This is a genomic window from Dysosmobacter sp. Sow4_B12, assembly GCF_052116665.1.
Classification (GTDB): domain Bacteria; phylum Bacillota; class Clostridia; order Oscillospirales; family Oscillospiraceae; genus Oscillibacter.
Genome location: NZ_JBQKKR010000001.1, coordinates 696,746 through 715,038 on the forward strand (window position 1 = coordinate 696,746; position 18,293 = coordinate 715,038).

The 18,293-nt window shown below is 61.0% G+C and carries 18 protein-coding genes; 11 read left to right on the forward strand and 7 right to left on the reverse strand.

The window, feature by feature from the left end; translation table 11 throughout:
* The first annotated feature begins 43 nt into the window (after positions 1–43).
* A complete protein-coding gene (locus ACTQ4R_RS03690; RefSeq protein ID WP_441625920.1) occupies positions 44–940 on the forward strand; it encodes a DMT family transporter in 897 nt (298 codons plus the stop codon).
* Between the two features lie 126 nt (positions 941–1,066).
* Here ACTQ4R_RS03690 and ACTQ4R_RS03695 read toward each other — a convergent pair whose 3' ends face one another.
* The 3 genes from ACTQ4R_RS03695 to ACTQ4R_RS03705 all read right to left on the reverse strand — a co-directional run bounded on the left by ACTQ4R_RS03695 (position 1,067) and on the right by ACTQ4R_RS03705 (position 4,451).
* Positions 1,067–1,936: a radical SAM protein gene (locus tag ACTQ4R_RS03695; protein ID WP_441625922.1), complete on the reverse strand. Its 870-nt coding sequence runs from the start codon at positions 1,934–1,936 to the stop codon at positions 1,067–1,069.
* Positions 1,933–3,210 carry an aminotransferase class I/II-fold pyridoxal phosphate-dependent enzyme gene (locus ACTQ4R_RS03700; RefSeq protein ID WP_441625924.1) on the reverse strand — a complete coding sequence of 426 codons (1,278 nt, stop codon included), beginning with the start codon at positions 3,208–3,210 and terminating at the stop codon, positions 1,933–1,935. Before ACTQ4R_RS03700 ends, ACTQ4R_RS03695 begins: the two co-directional genes overlap by 4 nt.
* A 92-nt stretch (positions 3,211–3,302) precedes the next feature.
* The gene (locus ACTQ4R_RS03705) at positions 3,303–4,451 is read right to left on the reverse strand and encodes a hypothetical protein (protein ID WP_441625926.1); all 1,149 of its coding nucleotides are present in this window, start codon (positions 4,449–4,451) and stop codon (positions 3,303–3,305) included.
* Between the two features lie 158 nt (positions 4,452–4,609).
* On the opposite strand from ACTQ4R_RS03705, the gene ACTQ4R_RS03710 reads away from it, so the two are divergent.
* Positions 4,610–5,986, forward strand: coding sequence for an MATE family efflux transporter (locus tag ACTQ4R_RS03710; RefSeq protein ID WP_441625928.1), 1,377 nt, complete (start codon positions 4,610–4,612; stop codon positions 5,984–5,986).
* A gap of 69 nt (positions 5,987–6,055) precedes the next feature.
* On the opposite strand, the gene ACTQ4R_RS03715 is transcribed toward ACTQ4R_RS03710, so the two are convergent.
* From ACTQ4R_RS03715 to ACTQ4R_RS03730, 4 genes are all read right to left on the reverse strand, one after another.
* Positions 6,056–6,388, reverse strand: coding sequence for a hypothetical protein (locus ACTQ4R_RS03715; protein WP_441625930.1), 333 nt, complete (start codon positions 6,386–6,388; stop codon positions 6,056–6,058).
* Positions 6,389–6,444: 56 nt separating this feature from the next.
* Positions 6,445–7,323, reverse strand: a complete 879-nt coding sequence (locus tag ACTQ4R_RS03720) for a PfkB family carbohydrate kinase (RefSeq protein ID WP_441625932.1) — start codon at positions 7,321–7,323, stop codon at positions 6,445–6,447.
* 1 nt (position 7,324) lies between these two features.
* Complete coding sequence (locus ACTQ4R_RS03725) at positions 7,325–8,047, reverse strand: PHP domain-containing protein (protein ID WP_441625934.1); 723 nt, start codon at positions 8,045–8,047, stop codon at positions 7,325–7,327.
* Positions 8,048–8,118: 71 nt separating this feature from the next.
* The gene (locus ACTQ4R_RS03730; RefSeq protein ID WP_441625936.1) at positions 8,119–9,123 is read right to left on the reverse strand and encodes a LacI family DNA-binding transcriptional regulator; all 1,005 of its coding nucleotides are present in this window, start codon (positions 9,121–9,123) and stop codon (positions 8,119–8,121) included.
* Positions 9,124–9,404: 281 nt separating this feature from the next.
* On the opposite strand from ACTQ4R_RS03730, the gene ACTQ4R_RS03735 reads away from it, so the two are divergent.
* The 9 genes from ACTQ4R_RS03735 to ACTQ4R_RS03775 all read left to right on the forward strand — a co-directional run bounded on the left by ACTQ4R_RS03735 (position 9,405) and on the right by ACTQ4R_RS03775 (position 18,280).
* Positions 9,405–10,172: an HAD family hydrolase gene (locus ACTQ4R_RS03735; RefSeq protein ID WP_441625938.1), complete on the forward strand. Its 768-nt coding sequence runs from the start codon at positions 9,405–9,407 to the stop codon at positions 10,170–10,172.
* 45 nt (positions 10,173–10,217) lie between these two features.
* Complete coding sequence (locus tag ACTQ4R_RS03740) at positions 10,218–10,952, forward strand: HAD family hydrolase (protein ID WP_441625940.1); 735 nt, start codon at positions 10,218–10,220, stop codon at positions 10,950–10,952.
* Between the two features lie 5 nt (positions 10,953–10,957).
* Positions 10,958–11,689, forward strand: coding sequence for an HAD family hydrolase (locus ACTQ4R_RS03745; protein WP_441625942.1), 732 nt, complete (start codon positions 10,958–10,960; stop codon positions 11,687–11,689).
* Positions 11,690–11,707: 18 nt separating this feature from the next.
* A complete protein-coding gene (locus ACTQ4R_RS03750) occupies positions 11,708–12,445 on the forward strand; it encodes an HAD family hydrolase (protein WP_441625944.1) in 738 nt (245 codons plus the stop codon).
* Positions 12,446–12,509: 64 nt separating this feature from the next.
* A complete protein-coding gene (locus tag ACTQ4R_RS03755) occupies positions 12,510–13,286 on the forward strand; it encodes an HAD family hydrolase (RefSeq protein ID WP_441625946.1) in 777 nt (258 codons plus the stop codon).
* 24 nt (positions 13,287–13,310) lie between these two features.
* Positions 13,311–14,879 (forward strand): sulfatase-like hydrolase/transferase, encoded by a 1,569-nt coding sequence (locus tag ACTQ4R_RS03760; RefSeq protein WP_441625948.1) that lies wholly within the window; start codon positions 13,311–13,313, stop codon positions 14,877–14,879.
* 317 nt (positions 14,880–15,196) lie between these two features.
* Positions 15,197–16,030 carry a transketolase gene (locus ACTQ4R_RS03765; RefSeq protein WP_441625950.1) on the forward strand — a complete coding sequence of 278 codons (834 nt, stop codon included), beginning with the start codon at positions 15,197–15,199 and terminating at the stop codon, positions 16,028–16,030.
* Between the two features lie 15 nt (positions 16,031–16,045).
* Positions 16,046–17,017 (forward strand): transketolase family protein, encoded by a 972-nt coding sequence (locus tag ACTQ4R_RS03770; RefSeq protein ID WP_441625952.1) that lies wholly within the window; start codon positions 16,046–16,048, stop codon positions 17,015–17,017.
* A 75-nt stretch (positions 17,018–17,092) separates the two neighbouring features.
* Positions 17,093–18,280 carry a 4-hydroxybutyrate dehydrogenase gene (locus tag ACTQ4R_RS03775; protein WP_441625954.1) on the forward strand — a complete coding sequence of 396 codons (1,188 nt, stop codon included), beginning with the start codon at positions 17,093–17,095 and terminating at the stop codon, positions 18,278–18,280.
* The last annotated feature ends 13 nt before the right edge of the window (positions 18,281–18,293 follow it).

Consider the following 18,293-nt stretch of genomic DNA (forward strand, 5'->3'; position numbering starts at 1 on the left):
CGGGGTCTTGCTCCGGGCCGGACACTTTTTAAAGGAGGACCATATGCAAAAGAGAACTCCCCATGCCCTCCGGGGCACTCTCTGCGCCTCTCTGGGCGGCGTCTGCTGGGGCTTTTCCGGCACCTGCGGGCAATACCTCTTTTCCCGCTTCGGCGTCAGCAGCCTGTGGCTGACATGCCTGCGGCTGCTGGCTGCCGGCGCTATCATGGTGCTGCTGGCGCTGCCAAAGCACCGCCGTGCTATGGCGGCCATCTGGCGCTCCCCCCGGGAAGCGGCGCTTTTGGTGTGCTACGGTGTTCTTGGCCTTTTGATGTGCCAGTACGCCTACATGACCGCCATCTCCTACTCCAACGCCGCCACGGCCACGGTGCTCCAGACGCTGAATCTGGTGCTCATCATGCTGCTGACCTGCCTCCGCAGCCGCCGGCTGCCCCGGCCTGTGGAGCTGACCGCCCTGGTGCTGGCCCTGGCGGGCACCTTTCTGCTGGCCACCGGCGGCGACATCCGTCACATGTCCCTCTCTCCCCAGGGGCTTTTCTGGGGCCTTGCCGCCGCGGTGGCAGTGGTAAGCTACGTGCTGCTCCCCCGGGGACTCATGGCCCGGTGGGGCCGGGCGCCTGTCACCGCCCTAGGCATGCTCGTCGGCGGCGTCGCCGTCAATCTGGCCGCCCGCAGCTGGACCATGGTGGTCCATCTCCCTCTCCAAGGCTGGCTGGCCGCCGGCTGCATCGTGGTGTTGGGCACCATCGTGGCCTTTTCCCTCATCATGCAGGGCATCCAGGACGTGGGGCCGGTAAAGGCCTCCATGCTGGCGGCCACGGAACCCCTGTCCGCCACGGTCTTTTCCGCCCTGTGGCTGGGCACCGCCTTCTCTTTGACGGACCTCGTCGGTTTTGCCTGCATCATCTCCACCATCTTCCTGCTGGCAAAAACCGACTGAGGCATTGACACCGCTCCCGCCCACGCGTCTGACAGAGCCGCCCTTTCCTCCGAGCCGTCTAAGAGGCCTGCTGTAAAAAAGCTGTCCCGGTCCGCACGCGGACCGGGACAGCTTTTTCTTTTTTCATCAAAGTCCCCGCCATTCCTCAGGCCGCAGGCGGCTCATGTCATGCTCCGCGGCGTCTATGGCCCGGAGCATGGCCGCCTTGTCCTGGTTCAGCGTACCCTTGAGCACCAGGTAATTACTGGCATGGTTCATGCGGAACACGCTGCCGGGGCTGTCCAGCTGCTCCACCAGAAGCCGGGTCTCCCGCAGTACCTGGGGCTGGGTCAACAGGCGGAAGCTGCCGTCACGGACCCAGTCGTACAGGGGCGTTTCCGGCTCCACCATCAGCGTCAGCATGCCAATATACTCGGGATTCATGGCGTTGAAGGCCTCCGCGGTCTCTACGGCATGGCGCTCCAAAAGCTCCGGTCCGCCCAGGCCGGTGATGGCCGTGACGGACAGGGCGATGCCGTTTTGCCGGACCTTTCGGCCCATCTCCACGATCTCCGCCGCGCCGTGTCCCTTGTTCATCCGTTTGAGCACCTCGTCACAGCCGGACTCCAGCCCCATGTACACCATGGTCAAGCCCTTTTCCCGCAGGGTGCGCAGTTCCTCGTCCGTGCGGATGCGGATGGAGGCGGGAGAGGCGTAGCTGGTGACCCGCTGGCACTCCGGGAACAGCTCCCGGATGGTATCCAGGATGATATACAGCTCCGACGCCTTCCGGACCAGGGCGTCGCCGTCCGCCAGGAACACCTTGTCCACCCGGCGGTAGGTACGGCGGGCCATGCGGAAGTCCTCCAGCACCTCCTCCAGGGGACGGACGGCAAACCGCTTTTCCTTATACATGCTGCAAAAGGCGCAGGTGTTGTGGCTGCAGCCGTAGGTCACCTGGACAATAAGGCTGTACGCCTCGGAGGGGGGACGGTATACGCTGCCGTAATACCTCATACGCCCAGCTTCTCCAGTGCGGACAGCTTCAAGCACACGCACAGCACCTCGATGGCCTGCTCCAGCTCCTCCACGGAAGGCAGCGTGGGCGCGATGCGGAGGTTGCTGTCTGCGGGATCCTTGCCGTAGGGGAAGGTGGCGCCGGCGCCGGTCATAACGACGCCTGCCTCCCGGCACAGCTCCCAGGTGCGCTTGGCGGTGCCGGGCATGGCGTTCAGAGAGATGAAGTAGCCGCCCTTGGGCCGGCACCAAGAGGCAATGTCCAGCGGGGCGATCTCCTGGTCCAGGGCGTCCAGCACAGCGTGGAACTTGGGGCCCAGAATAGCAGCGTGCTTCTTCATCAGCTCCAGGGTATGGGCCTTGTCCTTGAGATACAGCACGTGGCGCTGCTGGTTCACTTTGTCGAAGCTGATGATCTGGATGGTCAGCAGCTTTTCAATGTATTTGAGGTTCTCCTCGGAGGTGGCGAAGCAGGCCACGCCTGCGCCGGGCAGCGTGATCTTGGAGGTAGAGGCAAACTCATACACCAGATCCGGGTTGCCGGCGGCGACACAGGCCGCCAGGATGTCCGGGAACTCCACATAGTCGCCCTCAAACTCGTGGACACAGTAGGCGTTATCCCACATGACGGTGAAATCCGGGGCGGCAGGCTTCAGCGCCGCCATGCGGCGCACCGTTTCGTCAGAATAGATAATACCATCGGGGTTGGAATACTTTGGAACACACCAGATGCCCTTCACGGCGGGGTCCTTCACGGCCTCCTCCACGGCGTCCATATCGGGGCCTTCGGCAGTCATGGAGATGTTCACCATCTCAAAGCCAAAGCTCTCCGTGATCTTGAAATGGCGGTCATAGCCGGGAACGGGACACAGCCACTTCACCTTCTCCTCCCGGCACCAGGGACGCTCACTGTGGAGCAGGCCGTGAGTATAGGCCTTGGAGATGGTGTCGTACATCAGCTGCAGGCTGCTGTTGCCGCCGACGAACACCTGCTCATTCCGGCAGCCCAAAATCTCCGCGAACAGCTGCTTCGCAGCGGGAATACCGGACATTTCGCCATAATTCCGCACATCGATCCCGTTGGAGACAAAGTCTCCGGGCTCTTCCATCAGATTAAAGATCACATCGGACACCATGTCCAGCTGTGCTTTGCCGGGCTTGCCGCGGGCCATGTTCAGCTGCAAGCCCCGGGCTTTCAGCTCTTCAAATTTCGCGGACACCCGTGCGTATTCCTCTTTCCGCTCCTGGGCGGTCATCTTTGTGTAGGCGGTCATATGGGACATCATCCTCTCCAATTGCGTTTGATACAGTATATATCATGTTTCGCAAAAGTTTCAATGACCATTTTGCCGATTTTTCAGCACGATTATACCCTCGCAAGCAACTGCATCACCAGAACCATGTTGATCAGAGCGATGGGATAGGTGGTGGCGTAGGTGGAAGCCACGGCTGTTGTGCCGGAGGTTTGGATCATCGCGGCCAGGGCCGGCGTGCTGGTCATGCCGCCGGTCATGGCGGCCAGTCCGTTCAGCGCGGACAGTCGGAACAGCCGCTGGCTGAGGAAAAAGCCCATGGCCATGGGGATAAAGGTCAGCAGCAGGCCGCAGAAAATGAGGGAAGCGCCATAGCGCTCCACGATCTCCGCCAGGCGGCTGCCGCCCTCAGTGCCGGCTCCGGTGAAAAACAGGATGAGCCCCAGCTCCTTGACGGGGCCCACGACTTTGGGGTCCACCCGCAGGTCCAGGGGACCCACACGGCCCAGGTGGCCCAGCAGCAGTCCCACCAGCAGCGGCCCGCCGGAGTTGCCCAGGGAAAAGCTGCCGATGCCCGGCAGGGGGACCGTGACGCCTCCCAGCAGCATACCGCAGGCGATGGCCAGGGCCAGGGTGAAAAAGCCCATGGGCTCCAGCCGTACCGTCCCCAGTTTCTTCCGCCGGTCCGCCGCCGTCTCCGTCTGCCGCAGCAGCTCCCGCTCCCGGGCCATGTCCGTTTTCAAGAGCTTCGGCACCAGCTGGACAAACAGCACCTTCCCCAGGGTCCCCAGGGGGTACATGATGCCATAGCCCGCCGCCACCTTTGCCACGGCGTCGGCGTTTCCCGCAAAGGCCTCCTTGGCGGAGGCAAAGCCGGGGGAGGTGGTGTAGGCCCCGGTCATGAGGCCCATGGCAATGGGGGTCTCGATGCCGGCCAGGCGGATCATGGCCACACACAAGGCCGCGCCCGTGAGCGCCGTCAGCAGGCACAGCAGCACGTAGGCCGCGCCGTGGCGCCGCAGGTTCCCGGCGAAGGTGGGACCGGCACTGATGCCCACGGACGCGATAAACAGCACCATGCCCGCCGTCTGCATGGCCGCCGGAAAGGTGACGCCGAAATGTCCGAATACCAGCGCCACCAGAAAAATAGCGCTGCTGCCCAAAGAGACTCCCTTGATCTTAACGGCTCCCACCGCGTAGCCCAAAGCCGTGATGGCAAACATAAGCGCCACCGTCACCGCGGCCTCCTGCATGGAAAACATACCTTCAACCCCTTTTCCGTGGAGCGGACAATTTTCTCTTTGCCAGTATAGCGCGCTTTTCTCTCTTTTTCAATGCGTGGCATCCGTTTATACCGCTGCTTTTTGTCGGAATTTCTCTTTTTCTTTTCGAAAAAGCATGCTATAATGTATTTATCATTATGAAAACGTTTGAGGGCCGATTTATGGACGAAAAGCAGGAACAAAAATTTCATCAAATGACGGAAACCCCGGTGGGCTCCTTGATTTGCCGGCTGGCTCTCCCCTGTATTCTCAGTATGCTGGTCACCTCTTTTTACAACATGGCGGACACCTTTTTTGTGGGCATGCTGAAAAATGACAGCGTTACCGGCGCCGTGGGCGTGGTGTTTTCCGTCATGGCCGTCATCCAGGCGGTGGGCTTTTTCTTCGGCCACGGCAGCGGCAACTTCATCTCCCGGGAGCTGGGCAAGCAGAATTTTGAGGAGGCCTCCAACATGGCGGCCACCGGCTTTTTCTCCGCCCTGGCCGCCGGCCTTTTGATCTGCGTTCTGGGGCAGCTGTTTCTGGAGCCCCTGGCCATTCTGCTGGGCTCCACCCCCACCATCCTGCCCTATTCCACCGCGTATCTGCGGGTCATCCTCATCGGCGCCCCGTGGATGACCGCCTCCCTGGTCCTCAACAACCAGCTGCGCTTCCAGGGCAGCGCCGCTTACGGCATGGTGGGCATCGTCAGCGGCGCTGTTTTGAACATCGGCCTGGACCCCCTGCTGATCTTCGTGTTCGACATGGGCATCGCCGGCGCCGCCTGGGCTACCATTTTCAGCCAGTTGGTCAGCTTCTGCCTGCTGCTGGCGGGCTGCTCCCGGGGCGGCAATCTCCGCATCCGCCTTTCCCGGGTCCAGCTGAAATGGGTCTACTATAAGCGCATCATCCAGGGCGGACTCCCCTCCCTGGGCCGGCAGGGCCTGGCCAGCGTGGCCACCATTTGCCTCAACCGGGCCGCCGGCCCCTACGGGGACGCCGCCATCGCCGCTATGAGCGTGGTGCAGCGGATCATGATGTTCGGCGCCTCCTCCATGATTGGCTTCGGCCAGGGCTTCCAGCCGGTCTGCGGCTTCAATTACGGCGCGAAGCTGTATAAGCGGGTCCGGGACGGCTTCTGGTTCTGCGTTAGGACCTCCACGGTGTTTTTGCTGGCGGTGAGCGCCTTGGGCTTCCTGTTCGCCCCCCAGCTCATCGCATTGTTCCGGGACAGCCCGGAGGTCATCGCGTTCGGCTCCACCGCCCTGCGGTTCCAGTGTGTCACTTTCTGGTTCCAGGGGTGGATCGTCATGAGCAACATGATGCTCCAGACCATGGGCCGCACCGGCCCGGCCACCTTCCTTGCCATGGCCCGCCAGGGTATCTTCTTCATCCCCCTGGTGTGGATCTTGTCTTTCTCCCTGGGCTTTTTAGGCGTTCAGATGACCCAGGCGGTGTCCGATGTGCTGACGCTGGCCTGCGCCGTCCCCATTCAGCTAAAGGTCCTGCGGGAGCTGGCTGCCGCCGAATCATAAGCCGCTCAGCCGCCCTTTCCGTGGAGAGGGCAGCTTTTTTCGTCTTTTCTCGCAAACGTTTGTTTAATTTCATCGTGAAACCGCACATACTTTTTTGTATTGTTTTATGGTATTTACCAAACTTTTAGCGGGACTATTGACTTTTTCCCTCGGATATTTCATAATAAGACCATACCTCCTCCCCCAGTATTCGGGGCTTTTCTTTCCGGTTTTTCGAAAACGTTTGCGTTTTCGAAACCGCTTGTCAGCACCCGGGACCGGCGCATCCTGTGGAGTGGTAGCAGCCGGTCTCGTCTTCCGCTGGTGTTCTTCTTTCCTTCTATGGTCCAAGGCCCGCGCTTTTTCCCAGGAGCGCGGGTCTTGGGCTGTTTTAACGGCAAAACGTATCTGCTTCTCTTTCACAAAGCAACAGCGCCTGCCATACGGCAGGCGCTGTTGTCTCATTTGACTGATGCGCTTTAGAAAAATTCTTTCATGTAGGCCTCAGCGTCGGCGCGGGTTCCCATATAGGGACCCGGGGTCTCCATTTTCAAGGAAACCAGCGCCGTGGCGGTCTTGAGGGCGGTGGGGATATCCTGGGTCAGCCGCTCTGTGATGTAGCAGGCAAAGGTGGTGTCGCCCCGGCCGGTGCGGCCGGAGAGGTTCCGGGCCTTGATGGGGCAGGTGTAGATCTCCTTGCCGTCATAGACCAGGACCTCGGTATTGTGGGTGATGAGGACCTCCTTGGCGCCCCAGCCGTACAGCACCTTAGCGGCCTCGGCCCGGTCGGTGAGGCCGGTGAGGATCTCCGCCTCGGCGGCGTCGGTCTTTAAAAAGCGGACATAGGGCAGCATCTCCCGCTTGGCAGCCCAGTCATGGTACACCATGCCGCCGTTTTCCACGCAGCGCAGCATGGTCTGCACGTCAATGGCCACCATGGCGTGCTGGGCGGCGAAGGGGATCATCTCATCGGGGATGTCTCCGCCCACCAGGCCCGCCAGGTGCCAGATGGCAGCATCGATCTGGGGTACCTCATCGGTGCGGTAGGGGTCGATGACGCTGTCCACCGTGGAGGTGCGGCGTTCCCGGTCCGGCGTGTGGTACACGTTTTTGGTAACAAAGGAGTGGGTACTGTGTAGGGGATAGACCGTGATGTTGGGGGCCGGCGCGAAGGCGGCCTTCAGGTCCACCTGGGTGGTGTCCGCTTTGGGCAGGACCGCGATCTTGTGGCCCATGTTTGCTGCGGCAAAGCCGGAGTAGTACACCGCGCCGCCGGTTGCCCGGACCGTGGTGCCGTCATAGTCCACATTGGTATCCTGGGCGACCTCGCCGATGATGAGAGAATCGAACTGGCTCATGTCATTTCTCCTTCCGAATGGCCTCGTCCGCGTCCACAAAGGACTGGTACTTGGGGCTCCACAGGTGGAACTGCTGGGTCTCGATCATATGCTTATAGGCGTAAGAGTCCTTCACGCGCTCCGGCAGGATGACGCCCGCCTGGGCCTCATCGCCGTCCCGGTGGGTGTCAGAGCCGGCCAGGCGGAAATACTCCGGATGGCGGCGGCACAGCTCCAGGGCCTTGTCGTTGTTGTTCTCATGACGGGGGTTGCCGTTGATGATCTCCGCGCCGTGGACGGCGGTCTCCTGGACGGGAGCGCTGCCCTTGCGGAAGGGATGGGCGTGGATGATGAGCACCTGGTCGTGGAACTTATCGTAAAACTCCTGGGCGCTCATGCAGCACATGTAGGGATTGGAGCGGAGCCACTGCTCGTCGATGCCGTAGACCAGATAGTCGTTGTCGTTTTCCGGGAACCGCAGCTCAGCGCCCAGGATCACATCCAGCCCCACCTCGTCGCCCCGCTTTTTGGAGGCGTGGTAGCCGGTGAGGTAATGGTCCATCACCGCGTCCCAGTTGTGCTGGACATCGATGCGGGACAGGTACTCCGGATGCAGGTGATCCGTGACCACAAGGCCCGAAAAGCCGTTGCGCACATAACGGTCCACCACGTCGGCCGCCGGCAGGTGGCCGCACTTGCTGGTTTCCGAGGTATGGGTATGGGGGTCATAGAGATAACCATTCATATCAATTACTTCCTTTTCATCATGGGACCCGGCTTTCGCCGGGCGCCCGTTTTGTTGTGATGCTCCGTCTGTCAGTCCAGGGTCCGGCAGGTGCTGCGCTTGATGAGGGTGGGCAGCAGGATCTGGTGCACATAGCCCTGGGTGCCGTTTTCGATCTTGTCCCGCAGCATGTCCACCGCCTGGACCGCCATGTCCCGCTTGGGCTGCTCAATGGTGGTCAGCTCGATGCGGGGCATCCCGGTGGCGGTGATATTGTCAAACCCGATGAGGCTCAGCCGTCCGGGAATGTCGATGTTCATCTCATCCGCCGCCTTTAAAATGCCCAGGGCGTTGGAGTCCGTGGAGGCGAAAATAGCCGTGTAGTCCAGGGGCTTGGAAAACAGCTCCCTGGCCATCTGGTAGCCGTTATTGATGGAGGAACGGGAGAACTCACTGTTGAAAAACCGCTGCCGCAGGCCCAGCTCCTGGCAGGCCTTCATGTACCCCTCCGCCCGCAGCTGGTGGGTGGTGGAATGGCGGCGTCCAAAATAGAGAATCTCCCGATGGCCCAGTTCATAGAGGTACTTGGTGCCGATATAGGTGCCCCGGCTGTTGTCCACGGCCACATAGCTCTGGGGCTGGTCCCGGAGGTTCTCCGACAAAAACACCGTGGGCACCTGGTCCGCGTAAGCCTTGATGTTCTCATAGGTCTTGGGGCTTTGGGGCACGATCAAGATGCCGTCCACCTGGCGGCCCAGCAGCAGCTTCACCACGGTCTTTTCCTGCTTGAGGTCGGGACCGGAGTTGCACAGCATGATGTTGTAGCCGTGAGAACGAGCGCTCATTTCCGCGTAATAGGCCAGCTCCGACATAAACTGGTTGTCGATGGAGGGCACCACCAGGCCGATAAGGTCCGTCTTTTTCATGACCATGGACCGGGCCACATAATTGGTGGTATATCCCATCTCGTCGCACAGCTTGATGATCCGCTCCCGGGTCTCGCTGCCGATCTGCGGACTGCCGGAAAGGGCTCGGGAGACGGTTGCGTAAGACACGCCGGCAGCCTTTGCCACATCCTTCAGCGTTACACTTTTCATACTGCACCGTCCTTTTTCCGCAGCGAAAAATCGTAAACGTTTCCGCTTTTTTTTGAAGCAGCAGGCGGACCTGCGGTCCCTCTCCTGCTGTCTAGGAAAAGAATATCCGATTTTTCCTACATTGTCAACATCAATCTTACTTTTATCCTGCGTTTGGGCAGAAAACCGAAAATTTAACACACACTTCGGCATTTGGCACATTGACAAAGCGCCCGGTGTAATTTAGAATAAAAACTATCAAAGACTGCAAACGTTTACGCCCTTGGAAAGGGGGACTGTCCATGATCCGCGCAGTACTGTTCGATGTGGGCGGCACGCTTCATGAGGTGCACCGGGACCCGGCGCTGGAGACTACTTTTTGCGCGCAGGTGCTGGAAAAGCTGTCCAGCGGCGGCATTTCTCTTCCCGTTACGCCCCAGGAGTTGATGCTTTTGCTCCGGCAGAACGCCGAGGAATACAAGCACTGGTCGGAACAGAGCCAGGTGGAGCTCCCCGCCTCCCGCATCTGGAGCGAATACTACCTCCGCCAGTTTGGCATCAGCGAGGCGCTTCTCGCTCCCATCGCCGAGGAGCTGTCCCTCTGGTACGACTCCCGCCGGGCCTGCAACGTTCCCCGCCCCCATATGCAGGAGACCATTTTCCGCCTGCGGGACATGGGGATGGTGTTGGGCGTCATCTCCAACATGATCTCCCAGACCTTCGTCCCCGGCTTGATGGAGGATTACGGCATCGCCCCCTGTCTTTCCTGCGTGATCGTCTCCGCCACCGCCGGCATCCGCAAGCCCTCCCCCGCCATTTTCCAGATGGCCGCCGAGGCCTGCGGCGTTCCCTGCGGCGAGATGGCCTATGTGGGAGACACCCTCTCCCGGGACGTGCTGGGCTGCCGCAACGCCGGCGTGGCCCTGTCCATTCAAATTCGAAATCCCGACATGGCCCACCGGGACGCCGCCTTTGTGAATACCGGCCTGGCGCCGGATGCCTTGATTGAGGACCTGGCCGAGATCCCGGGCATCGTCCAATCGTACAATGCCCGGTGCGCCGCGCTTTGATCCACTGCATGCCTGCTATTTTATTTTATAAAGGAGGACTTTGTAATGACCCCCGATATTCAGACGATTTTCTTTGACGTCGGCAACACGCTCCGCATCGTTTTGAAGGAACAGGACTTCATTGACAAGGCGGAGGCCGGCCTTATGGAGCTGATCCAGACCCAGGAATCCCACGATGAGCTGTTCGCCAAGCTGGAGGAGCGGTGGAAGAAGTACCGCAAGCTCTCCAAGTCCAGCCTGCTGGATGTGTCCGAGGGCGAGCTGTGGACCCAGTACATGCTGCCGGACTACGATCCCAATCTCATCTATGCCCTGGCACCCCGGCTGACCCGCCTGTGGCGTGACCATGACGGCCGCCGGGTGGCCCGTCCCGATGCCGTGGCCACCATCCGGGAGCTGCGCAGACGGGGCTACACCCTGGGCATCATCGCCAACACCGTCACGGAGACGGAGATCCCCGACTGGATGGCCGCTGACGGCGTGGCCGACTGCTTCAAGACCACCATTCTCTCCTCCAAGGTCCGGCTGCGCAAGCCCGACCCCGCCATCTACCACCTGGCCTGCCGCTGCATCGGCACCCCTGAGGCCAACTGCGCCTACGTGGGCGACAACCCCGTCCGCGACGTGGAGGGCACCCAGGCCGCCGGCTTCGGCATGATGATCCGCATCGATGAGCCCGACACGCTAAATAACGAGAAGGCCACCGGCAAGGAGTTCACCCCCGACCATGTCATCACCGCGCTGAGCGATCTGCTGGATATCTTCCCTGCCCGCGGGTGAGCAATATGGCGCTGACAGATATTCAAACGATCTTTTTTGACATCGGCAGCACCCTGCGGGTGACCGACAAGAACCCCGCGTTTATCGCGGAGGGCCGCCGGAAGCTGGCGGAGCTGGCAAAGAGCAACGAGGACCCGGAGGTCTTTTACAAGAAGCTGAAGGCCCGCTACGACGCCTACCGGGAGGTCTCCAAGGTCCAGCTGCTGGACTACCCCGAGATCGAGTTCTGGCAGCAGATCATGCTGCCGGATGTGGACGGCGAATACGTGGCGGCCCATGCCCAGGAATTGACCACCCTTTGGCGGGACGGCACCAACGGCAGGCGCGTCACCCGGTTCGACACCGTGGACACCATCCGGGAGCTGCACCGCCGGGGCTACAAGCTGGGCATCATTGCCAACACCATCACGGAGGCGGAGATTACCGACTGGATGATCGAGGAGAGCATCTCCCACTGCTTTACCACCACCATCCTCTCCTCCAAGGTCCGGCTGCGCAAGCCCGACCCCGCCATCTACCACCTGGCCTGCCGCTGCTGCGGCACCCCGGAGGCACACTGCGCGTACATCGGCGACAATCCCGACCGGGATGTGGAGGGCACCCGGGCCGCCGGCTTTGGCTGCATGGTCCTCATCGACGACCCCAAAAAGGGCAGGACGGAAAAAATGCGGCAGGCCTGTGACTGTCTCATCGAAAACCTCAGCGATCTGCTGGAGCTTTTCCCTCCGAGAAATTGAGAAAAGGAGAATCGTCCCATGGATACTAACAAGCGTTACAAGGCAGTCTTTTTCGACCTGGGCGGCACCCTGCGCATCGCCTTGAAGGATGAGCCTTACATGAAGCACGCCCGCCGCAAAATGGCGGAGATCGCCGGCACCGACATGCCCTACGAGGAATTTTTCCAGCTGGTGGAGGACCGCTATGAACCCTACCGCAAATGGGCCCTGGGCGAGTTCAAGGAATCCGGCGACGAAGAGCTGTGGTGCAAGTGGCTGCTGCCGGACTATGACCCGGTGCGCATCAAGCAGGTGTGCCACGAGCTGAGCTACCAGTACCGCCAGACCAAGGGCCGCCGCGTTGTGGTGGACGGCGGCGTGGAGGTCATCAAGGGCCTGCATGATCGGGGCTACCGCTTAGGCATCATCTCCAACCTGATCGGTGAGACCGAGGTCCCCGACTGGCTGGAGGAGGACGGCCTGGACCAGTATTTTGATTCCGTCATTCTCTCCTCCGTGTGCCACCTGCGCAAGCCCGGCTTTGAAATTTATCAGCTGTGCGCAAACGAGATGGGCGTGGAGCTGGCGGACTGCGTGTCCGTGGCCGACAATGTCAAGCGGGACATCCCCGGCGCCAAGAAGGCCGGCGTTGGCTGCAACATCATTTTTGAGTCTCCCGAGAAAAAGCACGCCGTGGAGTTCACGGAGGAGACCCGTCCCGACGCCGTCATCAAGGACTTCCGGGAGATCCTTGATTTGCTGCCGCCCCTTAACTAAATCATTTTTTTGCGGGCCGTCCGGGTTTTCCCGGGCGTGTCCTGCGTTCTGGAGGTCATGAATTATGAATACCGACATCCGTTACATCTTCCTGGACCTGGGCGGCACCTTCCGCGTCATCGACGAGGACCCCGCCTACCTCTCCGCCGCCAGGGCAAAGATCGCCCAGCTCTGCGGCGTGGAGACCGACGACCCCAACAAGTGGTTTGACGACGTCATCGACAAGCGGTACGACAAGTACCGGGAGTGGGCGCTGAAGTTCATGTGCGAGGCGCCGGAGGAGGTCCTGTGGACCCGCTGGCTGGCCTATGACATGGACCGGGAGCGCATCTTGAAAAACGCCTCCGAGCTGACATACCAGTACCGGCAGACCAAGGGCCGCCGCACCGTGGTGGAGGGCGGCGCCGAAACGGTGAAGGAGCTGTGCCGCCGGGGCTACACCCTGGGCATCATCTCCGACCTGGTGGGCAAGCGGGAGGTGGACGAGTGGCTGGACGCCGACGGCCTGCGCCCCTACTTTAAGACTGTTCAGCAGTCCTCTGTCACCTATGTCCGCAAGCCCGGTCCCGCCATCTACTATTACGCCATGGAGGAGGTCGGCGCGCAGCCGGAAAACTGCTGCTACGTGGGCGACAACCTCAACCGTGACATCGTGGGCGCCAAGGCCGTGGACTTCGGCATGACCGTGGCTGTCCAGTACAACAAAAACAAGCCCTTGAAGCTGACGGAGGAGAATATGCCCGATGCCAAGGTATACACCTTCCCCCAACTGCTGGACATCTTCCCCGCCTGCGGCCAGGTGGCCGCGGACCATTTGATCCCGCCTGCCGACGGGCAGTAATTTCACAACAGGAGGTACTTCTTTATGTCTGATTGCAAGCGCGGCGGCGCCCAGCTGGCGGAAGCCGTAAAAAAAGCCTATACCCAGGGTCTGGACGACTACCATCTGGAGCCCATGGTGCTGGTGGAGAACGGCCAGCCCGTCGGCAAGATCCAGGACCATGATTCCGTGGTGTTCTGCTGCCGCCGGGGCGAGCGGGAGATCGAGCTGACGGAAATGTTCACCGAGGAGGGCTTCGACAAGGTGGAGCGCCGGAAGCTGGAGGACCTGTACTTCGTCATCATGACCATGTACCACGACAAGTTCAAGGACCTGCCCATCGCCTTCGCTCCCTCCCACGTGGTCAAGCCCCTGGCCCAGGTCCTCTCCGAGGCCGGCAAGAGCCAGTTCCACTGCGCCGAGAGCGAGAAATTCGCCCATGTGACCTTCTTCTTCAACGGCGGCGAAAACCAGCCCTTCCCCGGCGAGGACGACGTGTGCATCCCCTCTCCCAAGGGCATCGACTTTGACCAGCAGCCGGAGCTGTCCCTGCCCAAGGTGGCGGACACCGTCATGGACGCCCTGGGCAAGTACGACTTCGTGGTCACCAACTTCGCCAACGGCGACGTCATCGGCCACACCCAGAACACCGCCGCCAAGCTGGAGGCCTGCGCCCATGTGAGTCATTACCTGGACAAGGTGGTCCATGACGCCCTGGCCAAGGGCTACGTGGTGGCTGTCACCGCTGACCACGGCAACATCGAAAAGCTCTACACCGCCGCCGGCAAGCCCGATGGCGCCCACACCACCAACCTGGTGCCCTTTATCATGATCGACCCCGCCGACAGCGCCCCCATCACCCTGCGGGACGGCTCCCTGGGCGACGTGGCTCCCACCGTTCTGGACGTCATGGGCATTCCCCAGCCCGCCGAGATGGACGGAAAGTCCCTGGCGGAGGGCAAGGATTGGGGCAAGAACCGCAAGATGCTCCTCATCATCTGCGACGGCTGGGGCCTGGGCACCGGCGACGAGGGCGACGCCATCCATCTGGCGGACACCCCCTACTGGGATTCCCTGCTGGCGGAGCAGTCCTGGTCCAAGCTGAACGCCTCCGGCCAGTTCGTGGGCCTGGGCGCCGGCAAGGCCGGCAACTCCGAGGCCGGCCACTCCAACCTGGGCGCCGGCCGCTGCGTCATGCAGGACGACGTCCGCCTGGACGCCGCCGTGAAGGACGGCAGCTTCAAGAAAAACCCCATCTTCCTGGCGGCCATCGACCACGCCAAGAAAAACGGCAGCGCACTGCACCTGCTGGCCTATCTGACCTACAAGTCCTCCCACGGCTGCATCGACTATCCCCTGTCCGTGTGCGAGATGGCCAAGGAGGCCGGATTGGAGAACGTCTACTTCCACATCATCTTCGACGGCCGCTCCACGGAGCCCGGCTCCGCCCCCGCCCTGCTGGCGGAGCTGGACCAGCGCCTGGACCAGATCGGCCTTGGCCGCGTCGTGGACGGCGTGGGCCGCGGCGTGGTGCTGGACCGCGACAAGAACTACGACAAGGTCAAGCGGGCCTATGACGCCATGGTGGAGGGCACCGGCGCCCTGTACGAATAATTTCTCTCCCGCCCGGCGGTCAGCATCCCGGCTGTCCGCCGGGCGGTGTTCCTTCAAAAACGCAGCTTTTTTCCAGAAATTTGTATAACTGTTGCCAATATCCTTATTTTCTCTTGTTAAAAACCTAACTGTCATTGACGAACCATGCCCGCAGGGTTAAAATATCAATTAGAAATGGCTGCCGGTAGAGGCTGGTTGTTCCATGGTTATGGCAATCGATTACCTGCCGCTGTTTCCCATGTGCTCAGTGAATCCGGCGTCGGCGTTTTTCTTCACGGTCCGGCGCTCAATTTAAAAAGGAAAGGAAGAAACCCCCGATGAATGAGAAAAACTGCAAGGTCCTGGCAGCTCAGATTCGTCTGGAAACCCTAAAGGTCATCCACTCCCGTGGATTCGGCCATGTGGGCGGCTCCATGGATTTGGCTGACCTGATGGCCGTCCTGTATGGCGAGGTCATGAAATATGATCCCAAGAACCCCCGCTGGGAAGACCGTGATTGGCTGGTCATGTCCAAGGGCCATGCCGGCCCCGTGGCTTACGCCACTTACGGCATCATGGGCTTCTATCCCCTGGAGGAGGCCTACACGCTGAACCATCCCCACACCAAGTTCCCCAGCCACACTGACCGCAAGCTGACCCCCGGTGTAGATCTGACCACCGGCTCTTTGGGCCAGGGCGTCTCCACCGCCACCGGCGCGGCCCTGGGCAACAAGATCGACGGCCGCGACAACCATGTGTTCTGCATCATCGGCGACGGCGAGGCCGACGAGGGCCAGGTCTGGGAGGGCTTCCACTTCGCCTATGCCCACAAGCTGGACAACATTGTCTACATCATCGACAAGAACGGCTATCAGCTGGACGGCACCACGGATGCCATTCTGGCCCACGGTGACATTGCCAAGAAGGCCGAGTCCTTCGGCCTGTACACCCAGGAGATCGACGGCCACGACGTGACCGCCATCTACAACGCCATTCAGAACGCCTACGCCAAGAAGGGCGTGCCCTCCTGCATCGTGCTGGATACCTGCAAGGGCAAGGGCGCTACCTTCGCCGAGCCCAAGCACGACCACTCCTCTCAGCCCAATGAGGAACAGTGGGCTGAGGCTTTGGCCGCCGCTGAGAAGGCTTACGAAGACGCCAAGAACGCTTAAAGGAGGGTGAGAGCAATGAACGTGAAACTGATTGGCAAACATGAAAAGGATTCCCGCGCCTGCCGCGACGGTCTCGCTCTGACTCTGAACGAGATGATGGCGGAGGACAAGTCCATCTGCTATGTGGACTGCGATTTGATGGGCTGCATCAACACCAAGATGCTGCAGAAGAACTATCCTGACCGGGCTTTCGAGGCCGGTATCGCCGAGGGCAACGGCGCCGGCGTGGCCGCGGGCCTTGCCGCCACCGGCAAGAAGGTGTTCTTCCATTCTTTCGGCACCTTCTCCTCCCGCCGCTGCTATGACCAGATCTACATGTCCGCCGCTTATGCCGGCCTCAGCGTCCGCGTGCTGGGCTCCGATGCCGGCGTCACCGCCGCGTTCAACGGCGGCACCCATATGCCCCTGGAGGATGCCGGCATGTATCTGAGCATCCCCGAGACCACTGTTCTGGACCCCGCCGACTATGCCCAGCTGGCCAGCATTACCCGCCAGCTGGCGAACGTGGAGGGCGTTTCCTACACCCGTTTTGTCCGCAAGGGCATCATCAAGGTGTATGACGACGGCTCCGAGTTCGAGATCGGCAAGGGCGTTGTCCTCCACGAGAGTGACAAGGACGTGGCCACCATCATCACCTCCGGTATCATGGTGGACGAGGCTCTGAAGGCCTATGAGGCCCTGCAGGCCGAGGGTATCGCCGTCCGCGTCATCGACATGTTTACCTGGAAGCCTCTGGATGAGGAGCTGGTCATCAAGGCCGCCAAGGAGACCGGCGCCATCGTCACCGCCGAGAACCACAACGTCACCTGCGGCCTGGGCTCTGTCGTGGCCAACTGCCTGGCCAAGAACTGCCCCACCGTCCAGGAGTTCGTTGGCGTGCAGGACCTGTTCGGCCAGGTGGGTCCCCAGGACTTCTTGATGGATGAGTACGGTCTGCGTGCCGCCAACATCGTGGCTGCCGTGAAGAAAGCCGTCGCCCGCAAGTAATTTTGTTGACTGCTGCCCCGGCGGGCGCCGGGGCAGTGTCAAATAATTCTATATTTCAAAGGAGAGTTGATTCCAATGGCTAAAGCAATGGACGCTTTTTCCGCCTCTCTGATGGCCGATAAGCGCGAGATCATTTTCGCTCCCACCGTGTACAAGTTCGAGAGCTTCGCCCAGATGGCTGAGGAGTTCAAGCTGAATGAGCGGGACGTGGTTCTGACCAACGAGTTCATCTACAAGCCCTTCATGGAGGAGCTGGGTCTGAAGTGCCAGTTCGTGTTCCAGGAGAAGTTCGGCGCCGGCGAGCCCTCCGAGGCTATGATCCAGACCATGTACGACGCCATCCCCTATGACAGCTATGACCGTGTCATCGCCGTCGGCGGCGGCGCCATCATGGACCTGTGCAAGCTGCTGGGCTGCAAGCGTCCCGACACCGTGCACAACCTGTACTTCAAGCGCTTCCCCGTGGTGCATGAGAAGGACGTCATCGCCATTCCCACCACCTGCGGCACCGGCTCCGAGTGCACCAACATCTCCGTCGCCATCGTCAAGGACGAGAAGGACGGCGTGCTCACCGGCGGCGAGACCAAGCTGGGCCTGGTTTCCGATGACATCATCCCCAACAAGGTCTGCTTGATCCCCGACCTGCTGCGCACCCTGCCCTACAAGCCCTTCGCCTGCTCCGCCATCGACGCGCTGGTCCACGCCACCGAGTCCTTCCTGAGCCCCCACCGCAAGACCATTACCTCCGAGCTGTTCAGCGAAAAGGCCATGGACATGATCCTCAAGGGCTTCAAGCTGCTGGATGAGAAGGGTCCCGACGCCCGCTTCGAGTATATGGACGAGTTCGTCACCGCCTCCTTCTACGCCGGCATCGCCTTCTTGAAGGCCGGCTGCGGCCCTGTCCACGGCATGAGCTTCCCTCTGGGCGGCACCTATCATGTGCCTCACGGTGAGAGCAACTACATGCTCTTCGGCGCCATCATGGACTACTATGATGAGAAGAATCCCGACGGCGAGATCATGAAGTTCAAGGAGCTGGTGGCCGGCATCCTGGGCTGCGAGGTCAAGGACGCCATTCCCGAGATGAACGCCCTGCTGCAGCGCATTCTGCCTCTGCGTCCCCTGCGTGACTGCGGCTTCACCGAGGCCGACTTCAAGACCTTCCCCCAGTCTGTGGAGACCAACCAGCAGCGCCTCATGACCAACGCCTACTATCCCTTCGATCTGGAGTCCGAAGAGGCCATCTACCGCAAGTGCTACTAAGCCGTCGAGCGGC